Origin of the sequence: Enterococcus sp. AZ191, assembly GCF_051713845.1 — a bacterium.
Taxonomy (GTDB): domain Bacteria; phylum Bacillota; class Bacilli; order Lactobacillales; family Enterococcaceae; genus Enterococcus_B; species Enterococcus_B durans.
In genome coordinates, this window is sequence record NZ_JBIOQS010000001.1 from 1297805 (window position 1) to 1321576 (window position 23772).

General features: G+C 38.1%; 21 protein-coding genes. 19 read left to right on the forward strand and 2 right to left on the reverse strand.

Going from position 1 to position 23772, the window contains the following annotated elements; all coding sequences use genetic code 11:
* Positions 1-210: 210 nt before the first annotated feature.
* The 3 genes from IGI47_RS06275 (at position 211) to IGI47_RS06285 (ending at position 4167) form a co-directional block, all read left to right on the forward strand.
* Positions 211-1734: a YfcC family protein gene (locus tag IGI47_RS06275; protein WP_311929736.1), complete on the forward strand. Its 1524-nt coding sequence runs from the start codon at positions 211-213 to the stop codon at positions 1732-1734.
* 160 nt (positions 1735-1894) lie between these two features.
* Positions 1895-3235: a M20 family metallopeptidase gene (locus tag IGI47_RS06280; protein WP_311929738.1), complete on the forward strand. Its 1341-nt coding sequence runs from the start codon at positions 1895-1897 to the stop codon at positions 3233-3235.
* Positions 3236-3438: 203 nt separating this feature from the next.
* Positions 3439-4167: an alpha/beta hydrolase gene (locus IGI47_RS06285; protein ID WP_438783666.1), complete on the forward strand. Its 729-nt coding sequence runs from the start codon at positions 3439-3441 to the stop codon at positions 4165-4167.
* A gap of 255 nt (positions 4168-4422) precedes the next feature.
* Here IGI47_RS06285 and IGI47_RS06290 read toward each other — a convergent pair whose 3' ends face one another.
* Positions 4423-4641, reverse strand: coding sequence for a ferredoxin (locus IGI47_RS06290; protein ID WP_104660876.1), 219 nt, complete (start codon positions 4639-4641; stop codon positions 4423-4425).
* Between the two features lie 31 nt (positions 4642-4672).
* Between IGI47_RS06290 and IGI47_RS06295 the strand changes: the two genes are divergently transcribed.
* From IGI47_RS06295 to IGI47_RS06340, 10 genes are all read left to right on the forward strand, one after another.
* Complete coding sequence (locus tag IGI47_RS06295; RefSeq protein WP_438783667.1) at positions 4673-5698, forward strand: helix-turn-helix domain-containing protein; 1026 nt, start codon at positions 4673-4675, stop codon at positions 5696-5698.
* Positions 5682-7088, forward strand: coding sequence for a RecQ family ATP-dependent DNA helicase (locus tag IGI47_RS06300; RefSeq protein ID WP_438783668.1), 1407 nt, complete (start codon positions 5682-5684; stop codon positions 7086-7088). Before IGI47_RS06295 ends, IGI47_RS06300 begins: the two co-directional genes overlap by 17 nt.
* Positions 7089-7157: 69 nt before the next feature.
* Entirely contained in the window at positions 7158-7793 is a 636-nt protein-coding gene (locus IGI47_RS06305; RefSeq protein WP_311929746.1) for an SAG1386/EF1546 family surface-associated protein, read from the forward strand.
* A gap of 185 nt (positions 7794-7978) precedes the next feature.
* Positions 7979-8656: a (d)CMP kinase gene (gene cmk / locus IGI47_RS06310; RefSeq protein WP_311929747.1), complete on the forward strand. Its 678-nt coding sequence runs from the start codon at positions 7979-7981 to the stop codon at positions 8654-8656.
* A 135-nt stretch (positions 8657-8791) separates the two neighbouring features.
* Positions 8792-10024 carry a 30S ribosomal protein S1 gene (rpsA, locus tag IGI47_RS06315; RefSeq protein ID WP_438783669.1) on the forward strand — a complete coding sequence of 411 codons (1233 nt, stop codon included), beginning with the start codon at positions 8792-8794 and terminating at the stop codon, positions 10022-10024.
* A gap of 332 nt (positions 10025-10356) precedes the next feature.
* Complete coding sequence (der, locus tag IGI47_RS06320; RefSeq protein ID WP_311929751.1) at positions 10357-11667, forward strand: ribosome biogenesis GTPase Der; 1311 nt, start codon at positions 10357-10359, stop codon at positions 11665-11667.
* A gap of 244 nt (positions 11668-11911) precedes the next feature.
* On the forward strand, positions 11912-12187 hold the full coding sequence (locus tag IGI47_RS06325) for an HU family DNA-binding protein (protein WP_002290178.1): 276 nt from the start codon (positions 11912-11914) through the stop codon (positions 12185-12187).
* 461 nt (positions 12188-12648) lie between these two features.
* On the forward strand, positions 12649-13698 hold the full coding sequence (locus IGI47_RS06330) for a hypothetical protein (RefSeq protein ID WP_438783670.1): 1050 nt from the start codon (positions 12649-12651) through the stop codon (positions 13696-13698).
* A complete protein-coding gene (locus IGI47_RS06335; protein ID WP_311929756.1) occupies positions 13695-14954 on the forward strand; it encodes a tetratricopeptide repeat protein in 1260 nt (419 codons plus the stop codon). Before IGI47_RS06330 ends, IGI47_RS06335 begins: the two co-directional genes overlap by 4 nt.
* A 5-nt stretch (positions 14955-14959) precedes the next feature.
* Positions 14960-15538, forward strand: coding sequence for a ReoY family proteolytic degradation factor (locus tag IGI47_RS06340; protein ID WP_438783672.1), 579 nt, complete (start codon positions 14960-14962; stop codon positions 15536-15538).
* An 89-nt stretch (positions 15539-15627) separates the two neighbouring features.
* Here IGI47_RS06340 and IGI47_RS06345 read toward each other — a convergent pair whose 3' ends face one another.
* On the reverse strand, positions 15628-16503 hold the full coding sequence (locus IGI47_RS06345) for a YitT family protein (RefSeq protein ID WP_311929758.1): 876 nt from the start codon (positions 16501-16503) through the stop codon (positions 15628-15630).
* A 151-nt stretch (positions 16504-16654) separates the two neighbouring features.
* Here IGI47_RS06345 and IGI47_RS06350 point away from each other — a divergent pair, with 151 nt between their 5' ends.
* From IGI47_RS06350 to IGI47_RS06375, 6 genes are all read left to right on the forward strand, one after another.
* Positions 16655-16990, forward strand: coding sequence for a nucleotide pyrophosphohydrolase (locus IGI47_RS06350; protein WP_146895631.1), 336 nt, complete (start codon positions 16655-16657; stop codon positions 16988-16990).
* Between the two features lie 22 nt (positions 16991-17012).
* A complete protein-coding gene (locus tag IGI47_RS06355; RefSeq protein WP_438784453.1) occupies positions 17013-18224 on the forward strand; it encodes a CCA tRNA nucleotidyltransferase in 1212 nt (403 codons plus the stop codon).
* 302 nt (positions 18225-18526) lie between these two features.
* The gene (locus IGI47_RS06360; protein ID WP_438783674.1) at positions 18527-18982 is read left to right on the forward strand and encodes a hypothetical protein; all 456 of its coding nucleotides are present in this window, start codon (positions 18527-18529) and stop codon (positions 18980-18982) included.
* A 245-nt stretch (positions 18983-19227) separates the two neighbouring features.
* Positions 19228-19503, forward strand: a complete 276-nt coding sequence (locus IGI47_RS06365; RefSeq protein WP_311929763.1) for a hypothetical protein — start codon at positions 19228-19230, stop codon at positions 19501-19503.
* Between the two features lie 12 nt (positions 19504-19515).
* Positions 19516-21615, forward strand: coding sequence for a cation:proton antiporter (locus tag IGI47_RS06370; protein ID WP_142421814.1), 2100 nt, complete (start codon positions 19516-19518; stop codon positions 21613-21615).
* A 269-nt stretch (positions 21616-21884) separates the two neighbouring features.
* Positions 21885-23771, forward strand: coding sequence for an ABC-F family ATP-binding cassette domain-containing protein (locus tag IGI47_RS06375; protein ID WP_311929764.1), 1887 nt, complete (start codon positions 21885-21887; stop codon positions 23769-23771).
* Position 23772 lies beyond the last annotated feature (1 nt).

Sequence of the window (23772 nt, forward strand, 5' to 3'; positions counted from 1 at the left end):
GGTTTATTTATTAGCTGAAAGAAACCGCTACAATAAAGTTGAAAAAGCTTTCCAATAATTTTATAGAAGGAGGTATAGAAAAAACGAACCTTTTTGAATAAAACTTTTCGATTCCACGAGTTATTATTTTTGTTATTCAGCTATTTTTGATAAAATAACATTTGGATCGAAACTAAAAAGATTCTAAAGAAATAAGAAAGGAAGAAGAACATGGAACAAACAAAAAAGAAAAAATTTCAGATGCCTTCAGCGTATACGGTCTTATTCATCATTATTGCGATTATCGCTGTATTGACATGGTTCATCCCGGCAGGACATTATGCTGTTGATGCTGATGGGAATATTATTGCTGGATCTTATGAACGAGTGCAACAAAATCCCCAAGGACTATGGGATATTTTCATGGCACCAATCAATGGAATGTTAGGGGTTCCTGCTGGAGAACTAACAAAAGAAACACCAGCGGCTATTCCGATTTCTTTCTTTATCTTGGTTGTTGGGGGATTCCTAGGGATCATCAACAAGACAGGGGCACTAGATGCAGGGATTGCTTCTGTAGTGAAAAAATTTAAAGGCAAAGAAAAAATGTTGATTCCTGTATTGATGATCTTGTTTGCTCTAGGCGGATCAACTTATGGGATGGCAGAAGAAACGATTCCATTTTATGCGTTGCTTATTCCAGTAATGATGGCAGTTGGTTTTGATACTGTAGTTGCTGTTGCAATCGTTTTAGTAGGCTCACAAGTGGGTTGTTTGGCTTCAACAGTTAACCCATTTGCAACAGGGGTTGCTTCACAGGCTGTAGGTATCTCTATGGGTGAAGGAATTGGCTTGCGTTTCTTGATGTTCGTTGTATTAATCACGATTTCTATTCTATATGTTTATCGTTATGCATCAAAGATCGAAAAAGATCCGACAAAATCACTGGTTTACAACCAACGCGACGAAGACATGAAACATTTTGATATCGATTCGATCGGTCGCCAAGAAACGATCACGAAACGTCAAAAACATGTAAACGTTCTATTCTTTATTACATTTGGTATCATGATCATCAGTTTGATTCCTTGGACGACTTTGAATTCAAACTTCACTATTTTTGAATCGTTGACAAAATGGATAACAGGTATACCTGTTGTTGGTACAGTTTTAGGTAAGAACATGCTTCCGCTAGGTGATTGGTACTTCCCTGAAATCACAATGCTATTCTTAGTAATGGCAATCGTTGTGGCATTTACTTATGGGATGAAAGAATCAGATTTTATCTCTGAATTTTTAGCTGGTGCTTCTGACTTGATCGGTGTAGCGATCGTTGTAGCAGTCGCTCGCGGTATCCAAGTCGTAATGAACAATGGTTTGATCACAGATACGATCTTACATTGGGGCGAACAAGGACTAAGTTCATTATCATCAAGTGTCTTCTTGATCTTGACATTCATCTTCTATATCCCAATGTCATTCTTGATCCCATCAACTTCTGGTTTAGCAGCTGCTACGATGGGAATTATGGGACCAATGGGTGAATTTGCTGGAGTCGGAAAAGACTTAGTTATCACGGCTTATCAATCTGCATCAGGTTTAGTCAACTTGATCACACCAACTTCTGCAATCGTGATGGGTGCGGTAGCAATTGCCCGCTTCGATATCTCAGTGTGGTGGAAATTTACTGGTAAGTTGATTGCTATCCTTTTTGTAGCCATTTGTGTTATCTTAGGTGTAGCAGCAATGTTATGATCCTCTCCTAACAAATTTTAGATTTGTAGAGGAAATATGGGGTGTAGCAATAACCTACACGTTACAAGATCCAAGCTCTTGTAGACTAATTATTTTTGAAAAAAGAGGTTGTGTCTGTTGTTTTGACATGACCTTTTTATTATATTAGGAGGCTAAAAACATGAAACAATTTGTAACTGAACAACATCGTGAACAAGCAGTAGAATCTTTAAGTGAGTTGATTCGAATCCCGTCTGTTTTAGATGAAGGGGATTCTGGTGAAGGTCATCCGTTTGGTAAAAAAGTTGTTGCGGCTTTAGACAAAGTGTTAGAAATCGCCGAAAGTTTAGGATTCAAATCATTTAAAGATCCTGAAGGTTACTATGGCTATGCAGAAGTTGGTTCCGGAGATGAACTATTCGGTATTTTATGTCATATGGACGTGGTGCCTGCCGGAGATGAAAATAACTGGAAAACAAAACCATTTGATCCAACTGTAAAAGATGGTTTCATCATCGGACGTGGATCAGAAGACGATAAAGGGCCTTCTATGGCGGCGATGTATGCTGTTAAAGCTCTGATGGATGCAGGTGTTGAATTCAAAACGCGTATTCGTTTCATTTTCGGAACAGACGAAGAAAATCTATGGCGTTGCCTAGAAAAATACAATGAAAAAGAAGAAGGCGTTACACAAGGTTTTGCGCCAGATGCTGTTTTCCCATTGATCTATGCAGAAAAAGGTCTATTACAAGCTTATTTAACTGGACCTGGAACAAGTGAATTCTCTGTTCATGCTGGTGGAGCATTAAATGTTGTTCCTGATGAAGCACCTTATTCAGGTGAAAAATTAGCGGAAGTTAAAGAAGCATTGAACAAACATCACTTCGATTTTGAAGACAAAGGTGATGGCATCGTGGTCCTTGGTAAGAGTATCCATGCAAAAGATGCGGCAGAAGGCGTCAATGCTATCTCACGTTTAGCCATTGCTCTTTCAGAAGTATTTGATTTTGCACCTATCCAATTTTTAGGTCAATTAGTACAAGAAAATGCGACTGGTGAAAAAGTGGTAGGTAAAACAATCGATGAACAGTCAGGCGAATTGACAATGAACTTTGCTAATTTGGAAATCACACCAGAACATACAAAAATTGGTGTAGATATGCGTATCCCTGTTTCATTCAAAAAAGAAGATCTTGTTGAAAAAATGAAAGAAACTGTTGAAAAATATGATTTGACATATGAAGAGTTCGACTTCCTTGATTCACTTTATGTTCCAAAAGATAGCGAATTGATCCAACAATTGTTAGGAACGTATCGTGATATCACTGGAGATATGACCGAACCACTTGTGTCTGGTGGAGCTACATTTGCGCGGACGATGAATCAATGTGTAGCCTTTGGTGCCTTATTCCCTGATACTCCAGACCTAATGCACCAAGCAAACGAAAAATGGGAATTAAGCAGTATGTATAAAACGATGGAAATCTATGCAGAAGCGATTTATCGTTTGTGTGGGAAATAAGTTTCACTAGGTTTTCTTGAAAAATAGTGTGAATCAGAAATTTCTTGAAGTGATCTTCAAAGGTTAGTGCAAAATCTAACACTTGAGGATCGCTTTATTTATTTACCTCAGGAATCAGTAAAAAATAGTTGCATTTTCAGCGTAATTTCCTTAGTGTAACTCTATAATGATCAGACAAAATTGATTGATAAAGGGGAGAGACAGTGAAACTATTTAAACGAATACTTATAGGTTTAGTCATCATATTAGGCATAGCAGGCGGCGCTGGCTATTACTATCTGCAACAGAGTACGTATGAGCCTTCCACGCAAGCAACTCAAGCTTCTCAACATGGCAAAGATAAAGGAGACTACTTATTATTTGGACAAAAGAATAATAAAAAGGAACCTTTAGTGATCTTTTACCCAGGTGCATTAGTAGAACCAAAAAGTTACAGTATTTGGGCAAATGATTTAGCAGAAAACGGTTATACTGTTGCTATTGCCAAAATGCCGCTAGATTTAGCCATTTTGAGTGGAAACCGCGCAGATAAAATCAGAGAAGATTTTCCCGATAGAAATTACGTGATTGGTGGCCATTCGCTGGGTGGCGTAATGGCAAGCCGTTATGCGAATGCGAACTCAAAAGAACAACAATTAAAAGGAATCTTTTATTTAGAAAGTTACCCTGACAAAAAAGGAACACTTGCAAAAAGTAAGCTACCTATCTTGAGCATCACTGCTTCCAACGATCAGGTATTGGACCAAGAAGCATATGAGTCAGCGAAAGAATACTTGCCAACACAGACAGAATATGTTTCGATTGCAGGTGGAAATCATGGGGGCTTTGGTAGTTATGGCGAACAAAAGGGAGATGGAAAAGCGGAGATCACGAACGCAGATCAACAAACGGCAATCGTCAACACTCTACTGAATTGGTTAGCTGGGCTATGATCTGCTCAGTCGCTGTTTAGGGTCAAATAAGACACAAGAAGAAGGAGCGTAGGACAAAAGTAAGAGACACTTTTGTCTCATGCTTTAAAAATGAATAGACGGTGGAAGCAGGAGCAGATCCTTCGGAAATAAGCGAAAATTCACAAAAAATTGAAAAGAAATTTTCGTGAATTTCGGCTTATTTCTCAGTGTTAAACACTTCTACCTCGGCCTCTCCTTTCTTCTAAATTTTTTCTTGTTAATGAGATAGCTGTATTATGATCTTTCTAGTAAGATTGCTCTTACCGGACATTTTTGGTAGGCTTTTTGTATGGGTTCTTTTTCTTTTTCAGAGACGAATTGTTGATGGGCTTCTGGTTCTTGTGCAAATAGCACGATGCCCTCTTCATCATAATCAAAAATATCTGGCGCCTCGATTTGGCAAAGTCCACAAGCGATACAACGCTCAGGGACGAGTTTACATAGTAATGACATTTCTAACCATCCTATTCTTAAGGGGATTAATATGACTGAATTTATTTTATCTTTATTTTTATCAAGAAACAAGCTAAGGGTATCTAGCCTATTTCAACTAATTAGTGGGAAGCGTACGACGTCTGTTTTGATTTATAGTTTTTTGAATGATCTTTTATTGGTTCATGGGAGTTTTCCAGCATTGAAGCAAGAAGAATTTTTGACGATCATTACTCGCCTGGAGCAAGAAAAGCTGATTGTTCTGATTGATAACCACGCGTCAATCACCACACTTGGAGAGAAAAAATTAGAAAAAAACGATTTTTCTTATCAAGGAGTGCACTATGATCGATATGGCAGAACCTATTTGACTTGCTGGCGTCTCCTTAAGTTTGCTGTCCAAGTAGTCTCAAATCTGAAAAATGGTACAGCAAATTATTTACCGATTGAAACAAGCCCGTTTTATACATTCCAAATAAAAAGATGGTTAGCTAGTGTAAAGTTGAACCGAGAAGAATTATCAGAAAAAATCTATCAGGAATTTGTAGCGTTGTTTACTGGGATGCCAGAAGAATTGGCTGACTTTCTAGCCAATCAGTTTTCAGGAGAACATGACTTGGGGCTTTTACCTTATCAATTGACGGATAAACAAGAAACTCAAGCAACGTTATTCGAAGCAAGAGCAATTCATGTCATGTTACAGAATCTCGAAAAAAGAAATGATTTCTTGCTTTTTAAATTACTCAAGCCGCTGTTTGATCAGAATCTAAATCAGAGTATGCTGATTACGCGAAAGCTTATTTTAGAAGGATATTCTGTTGAGCAAGTGATGTCTGTGCGTCAACTAAAAAAAGGAACAGTCACAGATCACTTGATTGAATGGTTGCTTTTTTTTGATGATTTTCCTTACACAACGATGATTTCAAAGAAAACAGTGGACTCTCTTAGTCGATTGAATGATGTCCGTTCTTGGAATTATCGAGAAATAAATGAGCAGTTCTCTTTAGATTACGGAGAATTCCGATTTTATCAACTTGGTCTATTGAAAGGAGAACTTGAACATGGAACTGATCGATGAGCTACGCAAACGATTTGGTTTTTCATCTTTTCGACCAGGTCAAGAAGAAATTATCCAAGCCCTTTTGCAAGAACAAAATGTGCTAGCTGTTTTACCAACTGGCAATGGGAAAAGTCTATGCTATCAGTTAACTGGCTGTTTGAGGGAAGGGCTAGTAGTCATCGTCTCCCCGCTCCTATCGCTGATGGAAGATCAGGTCACACAGCTTCAAAAGCAAGGAGAGAAAAGAGTAGTCGCATACAATAGTTTATTGTCTAAATCAGAAAAAGCATATGTGTTGCAACATCTAGCAGAATATAAATTTTTATTTTTAAGTCCAGAGATGTTGACTCAAAAAGAGCTTCTGAATGTTTTGCAACGACAAAAAATCGGTTTATATGTCATTGATGAAGCCCATTGTGTTTCTCAGTGGGGGGTGGATTTTCGTCCGGAATATCAGCAATTGGGAGTGATTGGTAAACGGTTAGGATCACCCGTGACGCTCACGTTGACGGCAACGGCGACAACGGTTGTTCAACAGGATATCGAAAAGGTACTTTTTGATTTGCCACCGCAAGTAGTGAGACATTCTGTCAATCGTAAAAATATTTCTTTATTTGTCAGAAAAACGGAAGACAAAGATGAAGAATTAGCTACTTTGATGAAACAGGCGAATGGCTCAATGATCATCTATTGTGCGACTAAAAAAGAAGTGGAACGACTGTATCAATTGTATCGAGGATCATTTTCAGTTGGCTATTATCATGGTGGACTAGATGCTTCACAAAGGAGACAGTTGCAGTTACAGTTCAGTCAAAATAAATTACAATTTTTAGTCGCTACCAATGCTTTCGGAATGGGTATCGATAAACCAGATATTCGAGCAGTCGTCCATTATGATCTGCCAGACAGTTTAGAAAATTATGTCCAAGAGATTGGTCGAGCCGGCAGGGATCAGCAACCAAGTAAAGCAATTTTGTTATACAAGAAAAACGATGAGCGTATCCATTATTTCTTTAACCAATTGTCAAGAGAGCAACGTCAAGTATTTGAATTTTATCTAGAAAATGATCTTGATAACAACGAATTTTTTGATGAAGTACAGCAAAAGTGGTTGGAGGTCGTTGAAGAAATGACTGATCCGCAACAATGGGTGGATCGATTAAAGGCACAAGAAAAAGCAAAGCAGTATCGCTTACAGCAAATGCTTCATTATATCAATAGTGAAATTTGTCGAAGAGAATTGATTCTTGATTATTTTGGTGAAAAATTGGTCGACAAGCCAATACAATGTTGTGATAAAGACGGAGCAGAGTTATATGGAGAAGCAAAAACAATAACACCACCAATTGTACAGAAAAGCTCGTGGCAGGAGATTTTACTAAATTTATTTAAAAAAAACAACGGATAGCATTTTTTTAAGACAATGGAGTTCTTACTATGGTATAATACTCACGAAAGAATTTAGGAGGTTAACAAGGTGAGCAGAAAAGATCGACATCAATCATCAGAAAATAACGAAACACAAGAACCATGGGAACAACCGATCTATGATACGGAAGATGAATTTTCTTCAAGAAGTTCTCAACGACAACAAAAGAAAGGCAATACATTATTCTTGTCTCTCTTTTTAGTTCTATTAGTTTTATGTATCGCGATTCCAGCAGGAGCTTATTTCTGGATCAGAAACGGTTCAACGAATAGTGCATCAAGTGCATCATCTTCTTCGACAACATCATCATTGGTTGAAAGTTCTTCCACAAAAGAAGAATCTTCGGCTGTAGAATCAAGTAAAGAATCTGAAAGTACTTCTGAGAGTAAAGCAGTAGTGGAAACTACTCCTTCCAGCAGCAGTGTTAGTCAGGGAGAAGCAACTCCTTCTTCATCTGTTGTAGATCAAGAGGAAGTACAACCTTCAAGTAGTGCGGCGGCTGAAACAACGCCATCTTCTTCATCTACTGCGCCAGCAGGTTCAACTACAACGGTCCAATCAGGTGAAGGTCCTAAACAAGTTGCAGAGCGTGCAGGTATTACGATCGATCAACTGTTTGAATTAAATGGAATCGATCCAAACAACTACTTCCTTTACCCAGGACAAGAATTACGAATTAAATAATCATGAGACATGTTAGAAAAAGAGTCATCTGATACTCAAGACTCTTTTTCTACAGTCTCTTTTTGTATGAAGGTAGATAAAAAAAGAGTGCATCCATGAAGTTGTTTGCACTGTTGACTGTAAAAAAAGAAGGCGCAGTGACTTTGGTCGCAGCCCCTTCTTTTTTGAGAAAAGGGAGTTAGAAAATGAAAAGAATCAGTATTGCAATAGACGGACCTGCTTCTTCAGGAAAAAGTACTGTTGCGAAAATTTTAGCAAAAGATTTCAACTATATTTATACTGATACAGGAGCAATGTATCGCGCAGTGACCTATCTGGCTATTACTCATCAGATTGCTTTTTCAGATGAAACGAAGCTAGTAGAATTATTGAATCACTATCCGATTTCTTTTAGTCAAGAAGTTAATGGGCAGCATGTATGGGTAGCAGACGAAGATGTTACAACAGCTATTCGCCAACCAAATGTGACTCGAGCTGTTTCGGAAGTTTCAGCACATAAAAAGCTACGTGAAGCGTTAGTGGCGATCCAACGTCAAATTGCTAAAGACGGAGGAGTCGTGATGGATGGACGTGACATCGGAACTTCAGTATTGCCACAGGCAGAAGTGAAGATCTTTTTAGTTGCCAGTGTCACTGAACGAGCACAGCGACGATATAAAGAGAATCTCGAAAAAGGTATCCCTACAGATTTAGCGAGATTGACGGAAGAGATCCAAGCACGTGATCATTATGATTCCACCAGAAAAGTATCACCATTGAAACAAGCAGAAGATGCAGTTCGAATCGATACTACTGGTAAATCGATCCCGCAAGTCGTGCAGGCAATCAAAGATGTAGTCAACGAAAAAGGCTATCGTTTGTAAAAAAATGAAAAATTACGAAAATTCCGCTTTTTTTAGAGTAAAACAAACGAAATCGCTTTATTTTTTTTAAATAATCAATTAAACTTAAAGCAGTACCGTGGTTACGGCAGAATGTTGGTTAGGAGGACAAGTGTTATGACAGAATTTGAACAAAATCAAACAGATAACAATCAATCGATGGAAGATGCAATGAATAGCGTCCAAGAAGTAAATGTCGGTGATGTTGTCAAAGGCGAAGTGTTAGTAATCGAAGACAAACAAGTGGTTGTAGGGATCGAAGGGGCTGGAGTAGAAGGCGTCATTCCTGCAAAAGAGTTGTCAACTTCACCTGTCGAAGAGATCAACGATATAGTAAAAGCTGGAGATGTCTTGGATCTAGTTGTTATCAGTACGATTGGCAAAGATAAAGAAAACGGGAGCTATTTACTTTCCAAACGTCGTTTAGATGCGAAAAAAGTATGGGAAGATATCGAAAAAGATTTCCAAGCTGGAAATGTGATCGAAGCACCAGTGACAAACGTCGTGAAAGGCGGATTGGTCGTTGATGTAGGCGTTCGTGGCTTTGTACCAGCTTCAATGGTGGAAGACCATTTTGTTGCTGATTTTTCAGAATACAAAGGGCAAACGTTGACGTTCAAAATCGTTGAAATCGAACCTTCAGAAAATCGCTTGATCCTTTCACATAAAGTAGTTGTCGAAACTGAAAAAGAAGAAAAGAAAAAAGCAGTTTTAGCAAATATTCATGAAGGCGACACGATTGATGGTCGTGTAGCACGTCTTACTGATTTCGGTGCTTTTGTTGACTTAGGCGGAATCGATGGACTAGTCCATGTATCTGAGATTTCTCATAGCCATGTTGCTAAGCCAAGTGATGTCCTAGCTGTAGGCGATGAAGTAACAGTGAAAGTACTATCTATCAACCCAGAACAGGAACGTGTATCATTATCGATCAAAGATACGTTGCCTGGACCTTGGTCAGATATCGAAGAAAAAGCGCCAGCTGGATCAGTCTTAGACGGTAAAGTGAAGCGTTTGACAAGTTTTGGTGCCTTTGTGGAAGTATTCCCTGGGGTAGAAGGACTTGTTCACATTTCTCAAATCTCACATAAACATATCGCTACACCTCATGAAGTTCTTCATGAAGGTGATGATGTGAAAGTGAAAGTGCTAGAAGTAAATCCTGAAGAGCATCGTATTGCTCTTAGCATCAAAGCTTTAGAAGAAAAAACAGCTTCTGAAGAAGAACCTAAAGATGTAGAATCTTATGAATTGCCAGAAGAAAACACTGGATTTACAATGGGAGATCTTTTAGGGGATGCATTAAAAGAAGAAGTAGAAGGAAACACATCAGACGATTCAGAAAAATAATCGTATTGTTTGGTAAAATCAAAAGCAAGCGGATCGAAAATCTTAAAAAGGTTTTTGATTCGTTTTTTGTTTTTGATGGTTGTTTGAAGTTAGCGGTAAGTAGCGGAAATAGTAAATATGAATCCGTAACCAAGAGAGAACTTTTTAGTATAGTAGGCCAGAATAGGCGTTTTTTTGATTTTACCTTTCAAATAGGACAGTTTTTACGATCAAAAAGCTGTTTTTGCCTGAAGGAAGATAAATACTTTGTTTATTTGTCAGTCTATGCTTGAAAGTTAGTGAGACATTCGTTAAACTGAATAAGATTGGAAACTTGTGAGGAGGAAATAACTATGGCAAATCCAACAATTGCAATCGTTGGCCGCCCGAACGTCGGTAAGTCTACGATTTTTAACCGCATCGCTGGTGAGCGTATCTCGATTGTCGAAGATACTCCTGGAGTAACTCGCGATCGCATTTACGCAAAAGGTGAATGGTTAGGTCGTGAGTTTAGCGTGATCGATACAGGTGGGATCGATTTAGGTGATGAACCATTTATGGATCAGATCAAACACCAAGCTGAGATCGCCATCGAAGAGGCAGATGTGATCATCTGTGTGGTTAGTGGACGTGAAGGTGTCACTGATGCGGATGAGGTCGTTGCAAAAATATTATATCGTAGTAACAAACCAGTGATATTAGCTGTTAACAAAGTAGATAATCCTGAAATGAGAAATGACATCTATGAGTTCTACTCATTAGGGTTAGGTGATCCATACCCAGTATCTGGGAGCCATGGATTAGGTATTGGCGACATCTTGGATGAAGCAGTGAAATTCTTTTCTGATGAGAATGAAGAGGAAGAGGATGATACGATCAAGTTTAGTCTGATTGGTCGTCCAAACGTCGGTAAATCTTCTTTGATTAATGCAATCTTGGGAGAAGATCGTGTCATTGTTTCTGATATTGAAGGAACTACACGTGATGCAATCGATACGCACTTTGTATCAGAAAATGGTCAAAAATTCTTGATGATCGATACCGCTGGAATGAGAAAGCGTGGCAAAGTTTACGAAAACACTGAGAAATACAGTGTAATGCGTGCGATGCGTGCCATCGATCGTTCTGATATTGTTTTGATAGTATTGAACGCAGAAGAAGGAATCCGTGAACAAGATAAACGAGTAGCGGGCTATGCTCATGAAGCTGGTCGTGGTGTGATCATCGTGGTAAATAAATGGGATCTTGTCAAGAAAGAAACGAATACGATGCGTGATTTTGAACAAGAAATCCGCGAAGAATTCCGCTATCTAGATTATGCACCGATCGTTTTTGTTTCTGCAGTCACAAAGCAACGGCTTGAACGTTTGCCTGAAATGATTGAAGATGTAAGCATGAATCAAAACTTACGGGTATCATCTGCTGTTCTTAATGATATCATCATGGATGCGGTGGCCATCAATCCGACACCAACGGATAAAGGAAAACGTTTAAAAATCTTCTACGCAACTCAAGTAGCTGTTAAGCCACCGACCTTCGTTGTTTTTGTCAATGAAGAAGAGTTGATGCACTTTTCTTATGAACGTTTCTTAGAAAACCAAATTCGAAAAGCATTTACCTTTGAAGGGACATCAATTCGCATCATTCCTAGAAGAAGAAAATAGGCATTTTAACACATCAAGTGGAATTTTTCAAAAAAAATAGTTGGTTTTAAATATTACGTTTTCATGACTAAAAAAAGCATGTGAAAATTGGTAAAAACCTTGCTATTAAGCGGTTCATATGATATCGTGATAACAGAATATTGAACTTGATCAATATTTCTTTTAAACTTCTGGACCACTCAGAATGTTTTTAACTAAACTGATGTTTTACATCATATCTCTTGTGGAGGAGGTGAATCTATCCATGGCAAACAAAGCAGAATTAATCGAAAAAGTTGCTTCAGCTACTGACTTAACTAAAAAAGATGCAACTGCAGCAGTAGATGCTGTATTTTCAACTATTCAAGATGCTTTAGCTAACGGCGAAAAAGTTCAATTAATCGGTTTTGGTAACTTTGAAGTTCGCGAACGCGCAGCTCGTAAAGGACGTAACCCACAAACTGGTGAAGAAATCGAAATCCCAGCTAGCAAAGTACCTGCATTCAAACCAGGTAAAGCATTGAAAGATGCTGTTAAATAAGACAGCTAAAAAGCACTTGTAGCTCTCATGCTACAGGTGCTTTTCTTTATACATGACGTGGCTTAAGCAAAAGAAATGAGAAAGGCTCCTCGTTCGCTCTCGTAAGTTGTAGGAACTAGTCAAATTTCGTGGAGCGGGTCTTTTTACAACTTAGCCCATAGTGTTCAAAGGCTTGCATCTTCAACAATAAGCCTAAACAGATGAAAAACATGAGAAGCTGTTTCGAAAAAATCCATTCTTATTGTCGGCGGAGCTGAACGGTCTTATCACAACCTTATCCACGGTGTTCAAGAAGCAACTCCTCAGCAATAAGCTCTAGATTTCCAAAATATGAGAAGCTATTTTAGAAATCTAGTTCTTATTTGCTCGGAGCTGTGCGCTTCTTTCACAACCTTTATACATATCTTATCCTTTTTCGTTTTTACTTACTAATGGTAAAATAAGGGAAAGGAGGGATGCACATGGAGTTGGATTATGAGTTGCATGGTGAAACAGCTAAAATCTTTTATGCAGAAACTTTAGTTAGTCAGTTAAAGTCGCTGAAAATCGAGCAATCTGTACTGTTTTTGACGAATCAGCGGTATTATGACTTATTTGCTGATAAAATCAATCAGTTGTTTGCGAATCCTCGTAAGATTGATTGGTACATCTGTGCAAACACGCAATGCAATCATTTGATCGAATTAAGCAATCTACTTACTTTTGCCAAACGTTATAATGAAAATGAAGCATTCCTCATTATTGGTTTTGGAAACGAAGGGATTATGGACTTGGCTGGCTTTTTTCAAAAACATACACATCTGGAATCGAAGCTATGGCTTATTCCAGTATCTATTCGCTCGATGGCTCGGGCATTGACACCAGAGCGAATCATTTTGCAGCTGCCTAACCAAGTTGTTCTTCAAACGCAGACCCTCCCAGAACGAATCGTCTACGATCAAACCATCAGTGAAAAACAAATCAGTGGTAAACAAATCGATTTTTTGACTTTTGTTTTTTGTGGGATCCTATGTGATCACTCATTTTTACAGACATTATATAAAAATTATCCAACTACGCAGCAGTTATACCATCGACCGTTTACTGGGATGTTGGAAGAAATGATCTATTTTTATCAAGAAGAGGCTGACAAACTCGTAAATTATGGTAAACTGTTTGAACAAGCTTTTTATTTGTCAGAAAACGGACATTTATTATCTGCTAGTATGAAAAAATTACTAGGGATGCTTTTCCAATTTGTTTGGAATGTGGAAATCACAAAGATGCCTTTTCAAATTAAAAATTTTTTTTTATGGTTAAAGCATCTCAATTATCCGATCGATTGGCCAGAGCAGCTATCGAAAACGGATTATTTAGAAAATGTTCTGCAATTAGCTGAAAAAAGCAAAAAAATTCTCATTTTGGAAGAAATCGGTATAGTAGGTGGTTATCAATCACCAAATGAGAAAGAATTATTGAAAACTATGGCAACTTACGAAAAGATTGTCACTGAGATAAGAGGGATTAAATGAATACAAATAGTGAAAAGATGCTACAAGCATTATCAGAGGAAGACTTAACGCAAGCACAGCTATATCTAGCACAGGCTCTAAAAGAAGATCCAGCAGATGTATTAGCTGAATTGGGAGAAGAATTATTAGCGCTCGGTTTCTTAGAAGAAGCGAAACAAATCTATGAGCAGTTACTCGTACAATATCCTGAGAATGACGAGTTAAATATTCCATTAGCGGAGATCGCGATCGAAGACAATGAGATCGATCAAGCATTTGATTATTTAGAACGAATTTCTAAAGACAGTGAGTATTACCCACAAGCTTTATTAGCGATTGCTGATTTATATCAAGTAATTGGCATACCAGAGGTCAGTGAAGCAAAATTGAAGGAAGCAGCAGTGTTATTACCAGAAGAACCACTGATCCAATTTGCTTTAGCAGAACTTTATTTTTCAGTTGATCGTTTTAAAGAAGCAACAATGATCTATGAACGTCTGCTATCTTCTGACATAGATGAAATCTCTGGTATCTCTATGCAAGAACGCGTGGGTCAATCGCTTAGCATGCAAGGAGAATTTGAAGCGGCGATCGAACCCTTAGAGAAAGCACTCCAAGAGGAACGAACAGATGACCGTCTTTTCCAACTTGCTTTTACAAATCTTCAACTAAAAGAAAATGAAAAAGCCATCAATTACCTCCAAGAATTGCGAGAAGTCAATCCGCAATATCAGTCTTTATATCTTTATTTAGGACAAGCATTACAGGAAGAAGAACTGATCGAAGAGGCTCAAAAAGTTTTAGAAGAAGGAATAAAGGAAAATCCATATCAAGTAGAACTTTATCATTTGGCATCAGAGAATGCGTTTCGACTTCATGATAAAGAAAAGGCTGAAAAGCTACTGTTAGAAGCGCTTGAGTTAGGAGAAAAACAAGATGAAACGTTATTGACGTTAAGTAATCTTTATCTAGATGATGAAAGATATGAAGATGTGATCGAAGTCGTGAACCAGATGGAGGAAACAGCTAATCCTTATGCAGAATGGAATCTAGCCCATGCGTATAATGAACTAGAAGATTTCGCTGTAGCGGCTGTCCATTATGAACAAGCTTATCATGAACTAGAACATGAACCAGACTTTCTGAAAGAGTATGCCTTTTTCTTACGTGAGGAAGGACAACTAGAGCGAACACGAGAATTACTTACCCATTATTTAGAACATGAACCTGGAGATTTGGAGGCATTGTCAGTCTTAGATGATCTAGCAGAGAGGTGAGAAAGATGCTGATAGATGTAAGAGAAAAAAAGAATTTTTTGACTTGGATGGTGAATCACGTCTCTTTTAGTCGAAGGGAAGTTTTTTGGATCTTAAATTATTTAGCAAACCATGAAGCGATATTGAGTAATGTTCACTTCGTGGAGGGAGCCAACCAAGCAAACCGTGGCTTACAGATTAGTGATCTGTCCTTCGATGGGGAACCAATGAAGCTGTTTTTGGAAGGAAAAGAATTTACCGATACAGATCAAATTTTTCATGAGATCCGTTTGAATTGGAAAAGACCATTATATGTAGAATGCTTATTTGAAAATGCGTGGCAAACACGAGAGTATTTAATGATATTGGAAGATAATCCTTTTGCTTCATGGGATGATTCGATCAGTGAAGAAGATGCAGAATTGATCGAACATTACTTTAAAGAAAAAGAGCAAGAAGCACGGTTGAAGATGCTCTATGCACAAATCGATCAAGCATTAGAAAAAAAAGACAAAGATGTATTTCTTGCATTGTCAGATGAGGTCAATCGGCTCATTCTCAAAAATAGTTCGGAAATGAGCGAGCATACACGAGAACGTCCGTAACAAGGAGTAAAAAAGTATTTTAAAACCCCGTATTTCCTGACTTTGGAAATACGGGGTTATTTTGATGGTGAAACCAGAAAATTTGATTATTATAAACGCTTCAACAATTTTGTTTGAGGTTTAAGGTAAGTGAACCCTTCTCCTTCTACTTCGTGGACGTTGATCACAGAAACAAATGCTTTTTCATCAATATCATGGATGATTCGCTTCACTTCGGTTATTTCACTTGAACTAACGACGATGTAGATGATTTTCTTCGACTGTCCAGAGAACCCACCTTCACCAGATAAAAATGTCACACCGCGTTCTAAACCTGTCATAAGGAGTGGGGCAATCTCTTCATTTTTATTCGATACGACCAAGATTCCCTTAGCAGCGTAGCCACCGTCTAAAATCGAATCAATGACTCGACTAAATACGTAAGAGACGATCAAGGTGTACATCATTCGTTTTAGATCAATATAGGAAAGGGAAGCAAGTAGGACAATGACATCTAGCGCCAACAACGAACGCCCCATGGAGATGCCATAATTTTTCTCTAAGATCCGTGCGATGATGTCACTACCACCGGTTGTTCCACCCATCCGATAAACAAGACCACTACCGATACCAGCAACTAATCCAGCAAGTAACGATACGATCAGCAGATCATGTTGTAGATTGATCTGTAAAGGCACACGTTGCCAGATCCAAAGAAATGCAGACAGTGAGAGCGTACCTAAGATGGTGTAAGCCAAGGAACGTTTACCTAGGATCTTACCACCGATAAGGATCAACGGTATATTGATAAATAAGGTAGAATAGGCGGGGTCGATCCCAAAAAGTGCTTTAAGTATCAAGGTGATACCTGATACACCGCCTTCTGCTAATTGATTAGCGATATTCAAATAAACTAGACCAAAAGCATAGATGCTTGTCCCGATAATGATAAGCACTATCTCTTTGATTGTTTTTAATGAAGTCATCAAATCCCTACTTTCAAATGATTAATTTTTCAAAATATTTCAACTTTTTACATTTCTTTACATAATGTAGCATGGAATATTCATTTTCACAATTGCTCTTGCCTAGGATTTGGCAGAAAATTTTGGTAAGATAGTGTGTGAGGTGAAACAGATGAGTGACGAACGTTCATTAAAAAGTATGCAAAAAGAAGTAGATGACTATATCCAACAATTCAAGGTGGGCTATTTTTCACCGCTGGCGCAGATGGCTCGATTAACCGAAGAAGTAGGCGAACTAGCACGAGAAGTGAACCATACATATGGAGAAAAAAGTAAAAAGGACTCTGAACCTGACAATTCTGTTGCGGAAGAATTAGGAGATGTATTATTTGTGACGATGATCATGGCGAATTCTTTAGAAATAGATCTAACGGAGATCTTTGAAAAGAATATGGCGAAATTCAATCAGCGAGATCATGATCGATTTGAACGAAATGAAGAGAAATAAGAGACACGGAAGAGGGAAAATGATGAAATTAAAAGAATTACCACAGGAGTATGAAAAAGCCATCCCAGTATTAAAAAAACTAGAGAATGCAGGTTTTGAAGCATATTTTGTGGGAGGAAGTGTCAGAGATACCCTTTTGAAACAAAATATTCATGATGTGGATATCGCTACAAGCGCATTTCCAGAAGAAATCAAACAACTTTTCCCGAAAACAATCGATATTGGTATCGAACATGGCACAGTGTTGGCTCTAGTTGACGATGAGCAATATGAAATCACCACCTTTCGTACGGAATCGACGTATCAGGACTATAGAAGACCTGATAGTGTTGAATTTGTCCGTTCATTGGAAGAAGATCTCAAGCGACGGGATTTTACCATCAATGCATTTGCATTAAAGGAAGATGGACAAATCATTGATTTATTTGACGGACTATCTGATTTAGAGAATCAGGTCCTTCGAGCTGTGGGAAACCCCCATGAGCGATTCCATGAAGATGCGTTGCGCATGATGCGTGGCTTGAGATTTGTTAGCCAGTTAGGATTCGAACTTGAGGCAGAGACAGCACTAGCAATCCAAGAAAACCATCATCTATTAGAAAAAATCTCTGTAGAACGTATCAATGTCGAGTTTGTCAAGATGTTGCTAGGACAAGAGCGTTCGGCAGGACTTCGTGCCTTTGTTGAAACAGAATGCTACGTTTATTGTCCAGGACTGAAGGAATATGGTGAAGCATTATTGCGTTTCGCTGATTTACCTAAAAAACTGTTGAGAACAGAAAGTCAGGCATGGACATTGCTGATCGATCAATTAGGTCTTGAAGAAAAAGAAATCCGTTCATTTTTAAAACAATGGAAATGTTCCAATCAGATGATCAAAGAGGTCCAGTTATTAGTATATGGATTGAAACAACGTAAACAGCACTCTTTAGAGGCACTTGATTTATATCGTTTGGGAAGAGAATCCGCTTTGAACGTAGAGGAGCTGATCCGCTATTTTGCTGAAACACCTGAGTTGCAACAAGTGACGGCAAATTATGACAAGCTTCCTATCAAATCGTTAAGTGAACTTTCTATTGATGGAAATCTATTGTTAGAAATAAGTCAAAAAAAGCCTGGAAAATGGGTAAGTGAAGCGCTGCAATTAGCTGAACGTGGCGTTATTACAGGAGTAGTTGCTAACGATAAAGATGAACTACTTGTTTATTTGAAAGAGCAAAATATAGGAATCTGACAATTCAAAGGTATTGCTCACGAGCGTGGGACAAAAGTAAGAAACACTTTTGTCTCATTTTTTAAAAAAGAATAAATGGTGGGAGCAGAAGCAACTCCTTCTTAAATAAGCCGCAATTCACAAAAATTTGAACAGCAATTTTCGTAAATTTCTTCTTATTTCTCGGAGCTAAACACTTCTGTCCCAGCCTCATTCCTGTAGAGGATTTTCTGATAAAGAAACGTTAGATGTGACCATGAAGCGATGTTTATGCTAAACTAAAGGTGAACCAGAATAAATGACGTCAAAAAGGAGATTTTTTAATGAGTAAAGAAATGACAGCGCTAAAATTTTATTTCCGAAACGGCGAAACTTGGACAATCAACCGTCGTCATATCGGGGACTTGTGGATCAAACAAATTACAACTAGCTTTGGTCGGATCAACGGCAGTGAGTTCATGGAGATTCATCCATGTGCTGGATTTAAAATCGAAATCTTTCATGAAGGAGATTCAGTGGCAACGCATGATATCAATTTGGGCGGCCTTGAGATGGGAATGTTCAATCGCGCATTGAAATATGAAGATATCGAACGCATGGAAATCCTATACCGTAATGGTACACCAGACCTTGTTTATTTCCCATACCTTGATAAAGGAACAGAAGGTCTAGATAATCAATATCAATCAACAAAAATCAGTGAAAAAACAGGCAATCTTTATATCGTAATCAATCCAGAGCAACGAGTAGACGATATCTATGGAGAATTTTTTGAATAGATCCGTCATGTAAGCCGGACGATCATAAGCCAAGAAGGGAGGACAGTCGCGTATAAATGTCCATTTTCTTGGTTTTTTTTCTGTACTTGCTATTTTCTGTTTTTTGGAATAGAATAAGCTTCGAAAATTGAAGCAAACTTATAGACAGCTAAAAGTATAGAATAGCTTAAGAGAAACTTGGTTGTTTTTCATTTACAGTAGCTTTTGTTATAATGGTAAAAGTTTGTATATAGGAGATCTTAAAAATGAGAGAGAGTTTTGAACAACAAAAAAAATTGTTGTATGATCGTTACGGCGTGTTTTCAATGGAAGATCGTCGTCAAATTCTTTGTAATCTGCGTAAAAGAAATATACTCATGTACCGCCAGTTAGAGCGCTTGAAACATGATCTATTGCGTTTGGAATCCAAACGCGTCCAGTGTGAACTGGAAGGAAATGCGATTCAAGTCGAAGCGGTAGAAAATAAAATATTGAAAAAGAAAGAACAATTTCTAAAGGTACTTGCTCAAAATAAAAAATAAAGGGGATGGACCATGGAATTTGCAGAGTTAGTTATTGTATTTGCAGTAACGATTACGCTATCTAATATAGCTAGCCGCATCTTACCAATGATTCCAGCTCCACTGATACAAATATTCCTAGGAATTGTCTTAGGCTTGACTAAATGGGGGCAATCCATCAATTTTGAACCGGAATTATTTCTGGTCATGATCATTGCCCCATTGCTATTTAGAGAAGGTGAAAAAGCAGATATCTCTTCGATACTTAAAAACTTCGATACGATTTTGTTTTTAGCTTTCGGTGGTGTGATTTTAACACTGGTCGGAGTTGGAGTGACCTTATCTTTTCTATTACCAAGTGTCCCGATTGCCGCTTGTTTTGCTTTTGGCGCAGCACTCGGTCCAACCGATGCTGTAGCAGTCAGTTCATTGTCTGGACGAGTAAATATCCCTAAAAAGGCGATGCACATTTTGGAAGGTGAAGGATTGCTGAATGACGCATCTGGCGTTACCGCGTTTCAATTTGCGTTAGCTGCTTTGATCACCGGTTCATTTTCAGCAGTCCATGCTGGATTTAGTTTAGTGATCTCAAGTATAGGCGGAGCAGTTGTGGGTTTCTTACTTGTGTGGGTCAAAAGAAAAGTCATCAACTTGATTGAAAAAGCTTCGGCTAGGGATGTCACAGGCTATTTATTGATTGAATTGTTATTGCCATTTTTAGCGTATGTTTTAGCAGAAGTATTTGATGTTTCAGGAATCATTGCCGCAGTGGCAGCCGGAATACTACAGGCTTCCGGTTTTAGAAAAATCACGGTGTTTGATGCAGAATTATCGAGTTTATCCAATAGTACATGGACAACGATTGCTTTTACCCTTAATGCGTTAGTGTTCATTTTTCTAGGGATCGAACTTACACAAGTCTTTTCACCTGTTTGGGGAGATGGTGTCTATCCAAACGGCTTGCTCTTAGCAACGATTTTGTTGATTTCTGTTATCTTGTTTGTGATCCGCTTTGTATCGATCAGCCTCTTTTATATCTTCAAAGATGGTTTTGAAAATTGTAAAAAACAGTTGAACGAAATATTGATCTTGACGTTTGGTGGAGTAAAAGGAACAGTGAGTTTAGCAACGATCTTTATCCTACCTTTTTCGATCAATAACATGATGTTCTACCAACGATCGTTACTTTTGTTTTTGACCGCCGGAGTGATCTTGGTTACTCTGATCGTGGGTATCGTTGTGTTACCAATGTTGACTGAAACAGAAGAAGCGAAAAGCACGGATCTGAATGCATTGATGATCTTAGAAGAAGTTGTTGCTATATTGAAATCAGAAATGAAACAATTAGACAAGGATTCCAAAGAATTTTTAGCGACAGATGCGGTGATCGAAAACTATCAGGAACGGATTCGTGATTTATATTTAGCAGATCTTTCTGACGATGAGAAACAAGAAGTACAGGAGATCCAAGCACTCATACTATCGATTGAACGTGATGGATTAGATGAAAGTTTTCGTTCAGGAAAGCTTTCTGCTAATGGATATCGTTTTTATTCTCGTTTTCTTTCGAACTTCGAGCACTCGATTACTAGTCAATTTCTCTCATTCATTGGTTTTTGGTTTATCTTCGTTCGTCGATTGATCCGGATCATTTTGCATCCTAAAATGTTTTGGGAACGACGCCATTCTGATCGACAAACATTTATTTCAGAAAAAGATATACAGGAAATCCGAAATACCTATCAAAAAAATACACAATTGATCATTGAAAGTTTAGAAAACTTAACAGATGTTTACGATGAAACAATGGTTGATTTTTTTATTCAACAAAGAAAAATCCAAGGAATCAAAATGGTTTCAGGAAATCTTATTTCAGCGTGGCTGATCCAACAAGATAGTCTGTTTTCAAAAAGGATGTTGCGCGGCTATTACCTTGAACGTAAAATCGTTGATGAGTATGAAGAAGCAGAAAAGATAACGACATTTTCTGCGAACATTTACCGTAAAAATATCAACTTATTAGAATCCTATACAATGAATAAACCAACCGATAATTTTTCGTTTAGATTTGCTTTAAGAAAGAGGAGAAAACCTTTATCTGAATCAGAAATGAACGATAGTAATGAAAAATGAATCCGTTGATTAGCAGCGAATAGTTGAAAACTTTCTTTCGGCTATCCGCTGTTTTTTGTACTATGTTCTAGACAAAACTGGAAAGAGCAAAGAGCTAATCCATCGGAAAATAAATGGAAATTCACAAATACTTGAAAAGCGATTTCCATGAATCCCTTTTTATTTCTTGGCGTGAAATATTTCTGTCTCGACCGCTCCTTTTTTATTAGAAAAACATATCTATAAACAAATTGTTTATGATACAATGTCCAAGACGAGGAGGGAATGCATTGAAAGAATTAAAAGTAACTGACCTCAAAAAAACTTATGGAGAAAAAGATTTGTTCGATGGGATCTCGTTTTTGATCCATGAAAAAGATCGTATTGGTCTGATCGGGACAAATGGGACTGGGAAAACAAGTCTATTAAATATTTTAGCGGGAATCGATACAGGTGACGGAGATCGTCAGACTGTTTTTTATCCGAATGATTACCGCATTGGTTATCTTTCGCAAGCATCAGCATTGGATGAAGGATTGACGGTGCTACAAGCTGTTTTTCAAGGGAATAGCCCGATGATCCGTGTAGTAAGAGAATACGAAGAGGCGCTGATTGCTCTGTCTGCAAATGGGGATGATCCAGCAATCCAAAAACGTTACTCAAAAGCCGAAGAACAGATGAACAAAGAAGATGCTTGGACGACTGATACAAATGCTAAAATCATTTTACAGAAATTAGGCATCAGTGAATTAGAGAAAAAAATCGGTGAACTTTCTGGTGGGCAAAAGAAACGCGTAAGTTTAGCTCAAGTATTAATCGATGAACCTGATTTATTATTATTAGATGAACCAACGAACCATCTTGATTATGAAGCAATCGAATGGTTAGAAAATTATCTTAGACAATACCGTGGCGCATTGCTGATGGTCACACATGATCGTTATTTCCTAGACCGCGTGACAAATCGAATCTTTGAACTTGCGTTTGGAAAACTCCATGAATACAAAGGAAATTATGAAGCCTATGTACTAGAAAAGGCAGAAAGAGACCGTGTGGAAGTTGAACAGGAAGAAAAACGAAAACGTCTTTACAAACAGGAATTAGCTTGGATGCGTGCTGGAGTACAAGCAAGGGGAACAAAACAGCAGGCACGGATCAATCGATTTGAGGACCTCAAAGAAAATCTCTATCAAGTGAATCACGAAGAAGATCTTGAGTTGAATATCGCAACAAAACGTTTAGGGAAAAAAGTATTAGAAATAAAAGATGGTAGCTATGCTATTGACGGCAAACAGCTATTGGATCATTTTGAGTTATTGATCCAATCAAAGGAACGACTAGGGATCACTGGGAAAAACGGTGCTGGAAAATCAACTTTACTGAATATCTTAGCAGGCCGTATCCCATTAGACAAAGGAACACTGTCGGTAGGAGAAACAGTACGTTTCGCTTACTACACGCAGGAAAATGAAGAAATGAATCCTGAAAAACGGATGATTGCTTATTTACAGGAAGCGGCAGAGGAAGCACAAACGGCGGATGGTACGCAGATCGGTGTAGCAGAATTACTCGAACGATTTTTGTTTCCACGATTTATGCATGGAACGTTGATCAAGAAACTTTCTGGTGGAGAAAAACGTCGCTTGTATTTATTGAAATTATTGATCCAACAACCGAATGTGTTACTTTTAGATGAACCAACGAATGATTTGGATATTGCGACTTTAACGATTTTAGAAGATTATTTTAGAAGTTTCCCAGGAGCTGTGATCACAGTTTCCCATGACCGTTATTTCTTAGATAAAGTTGCAGAAAAACTGTTGGTGTTCCAAGGAGATGCAAGACAAGAATTATATTATGGAAATATGTCGAGCTACTTGAGCAAACAAAAAGAAACAGAGCAAACAAGTGACAAAACAAAAAGAAAAATAGAACCAGTAAAAGAAGCGGTAACGAAAAAGAAGCTTTCTTATATGGAACAAAAAGAATGGGAAACTATTGAAGATGAGATCGCTGTACTTGAAGAAAAAATCGACCAGCTTCAAGAAGAAATGAATCATCAGGGAGATGATTTTACTCGCTTGCAGGAATTGCAAACGGAGGTTTCACAGACTGAAAGTAAACTAGAAGAAAAGATGGCACGATGGGAATACCTAAGTGAATGGGCAGAAGAATAGG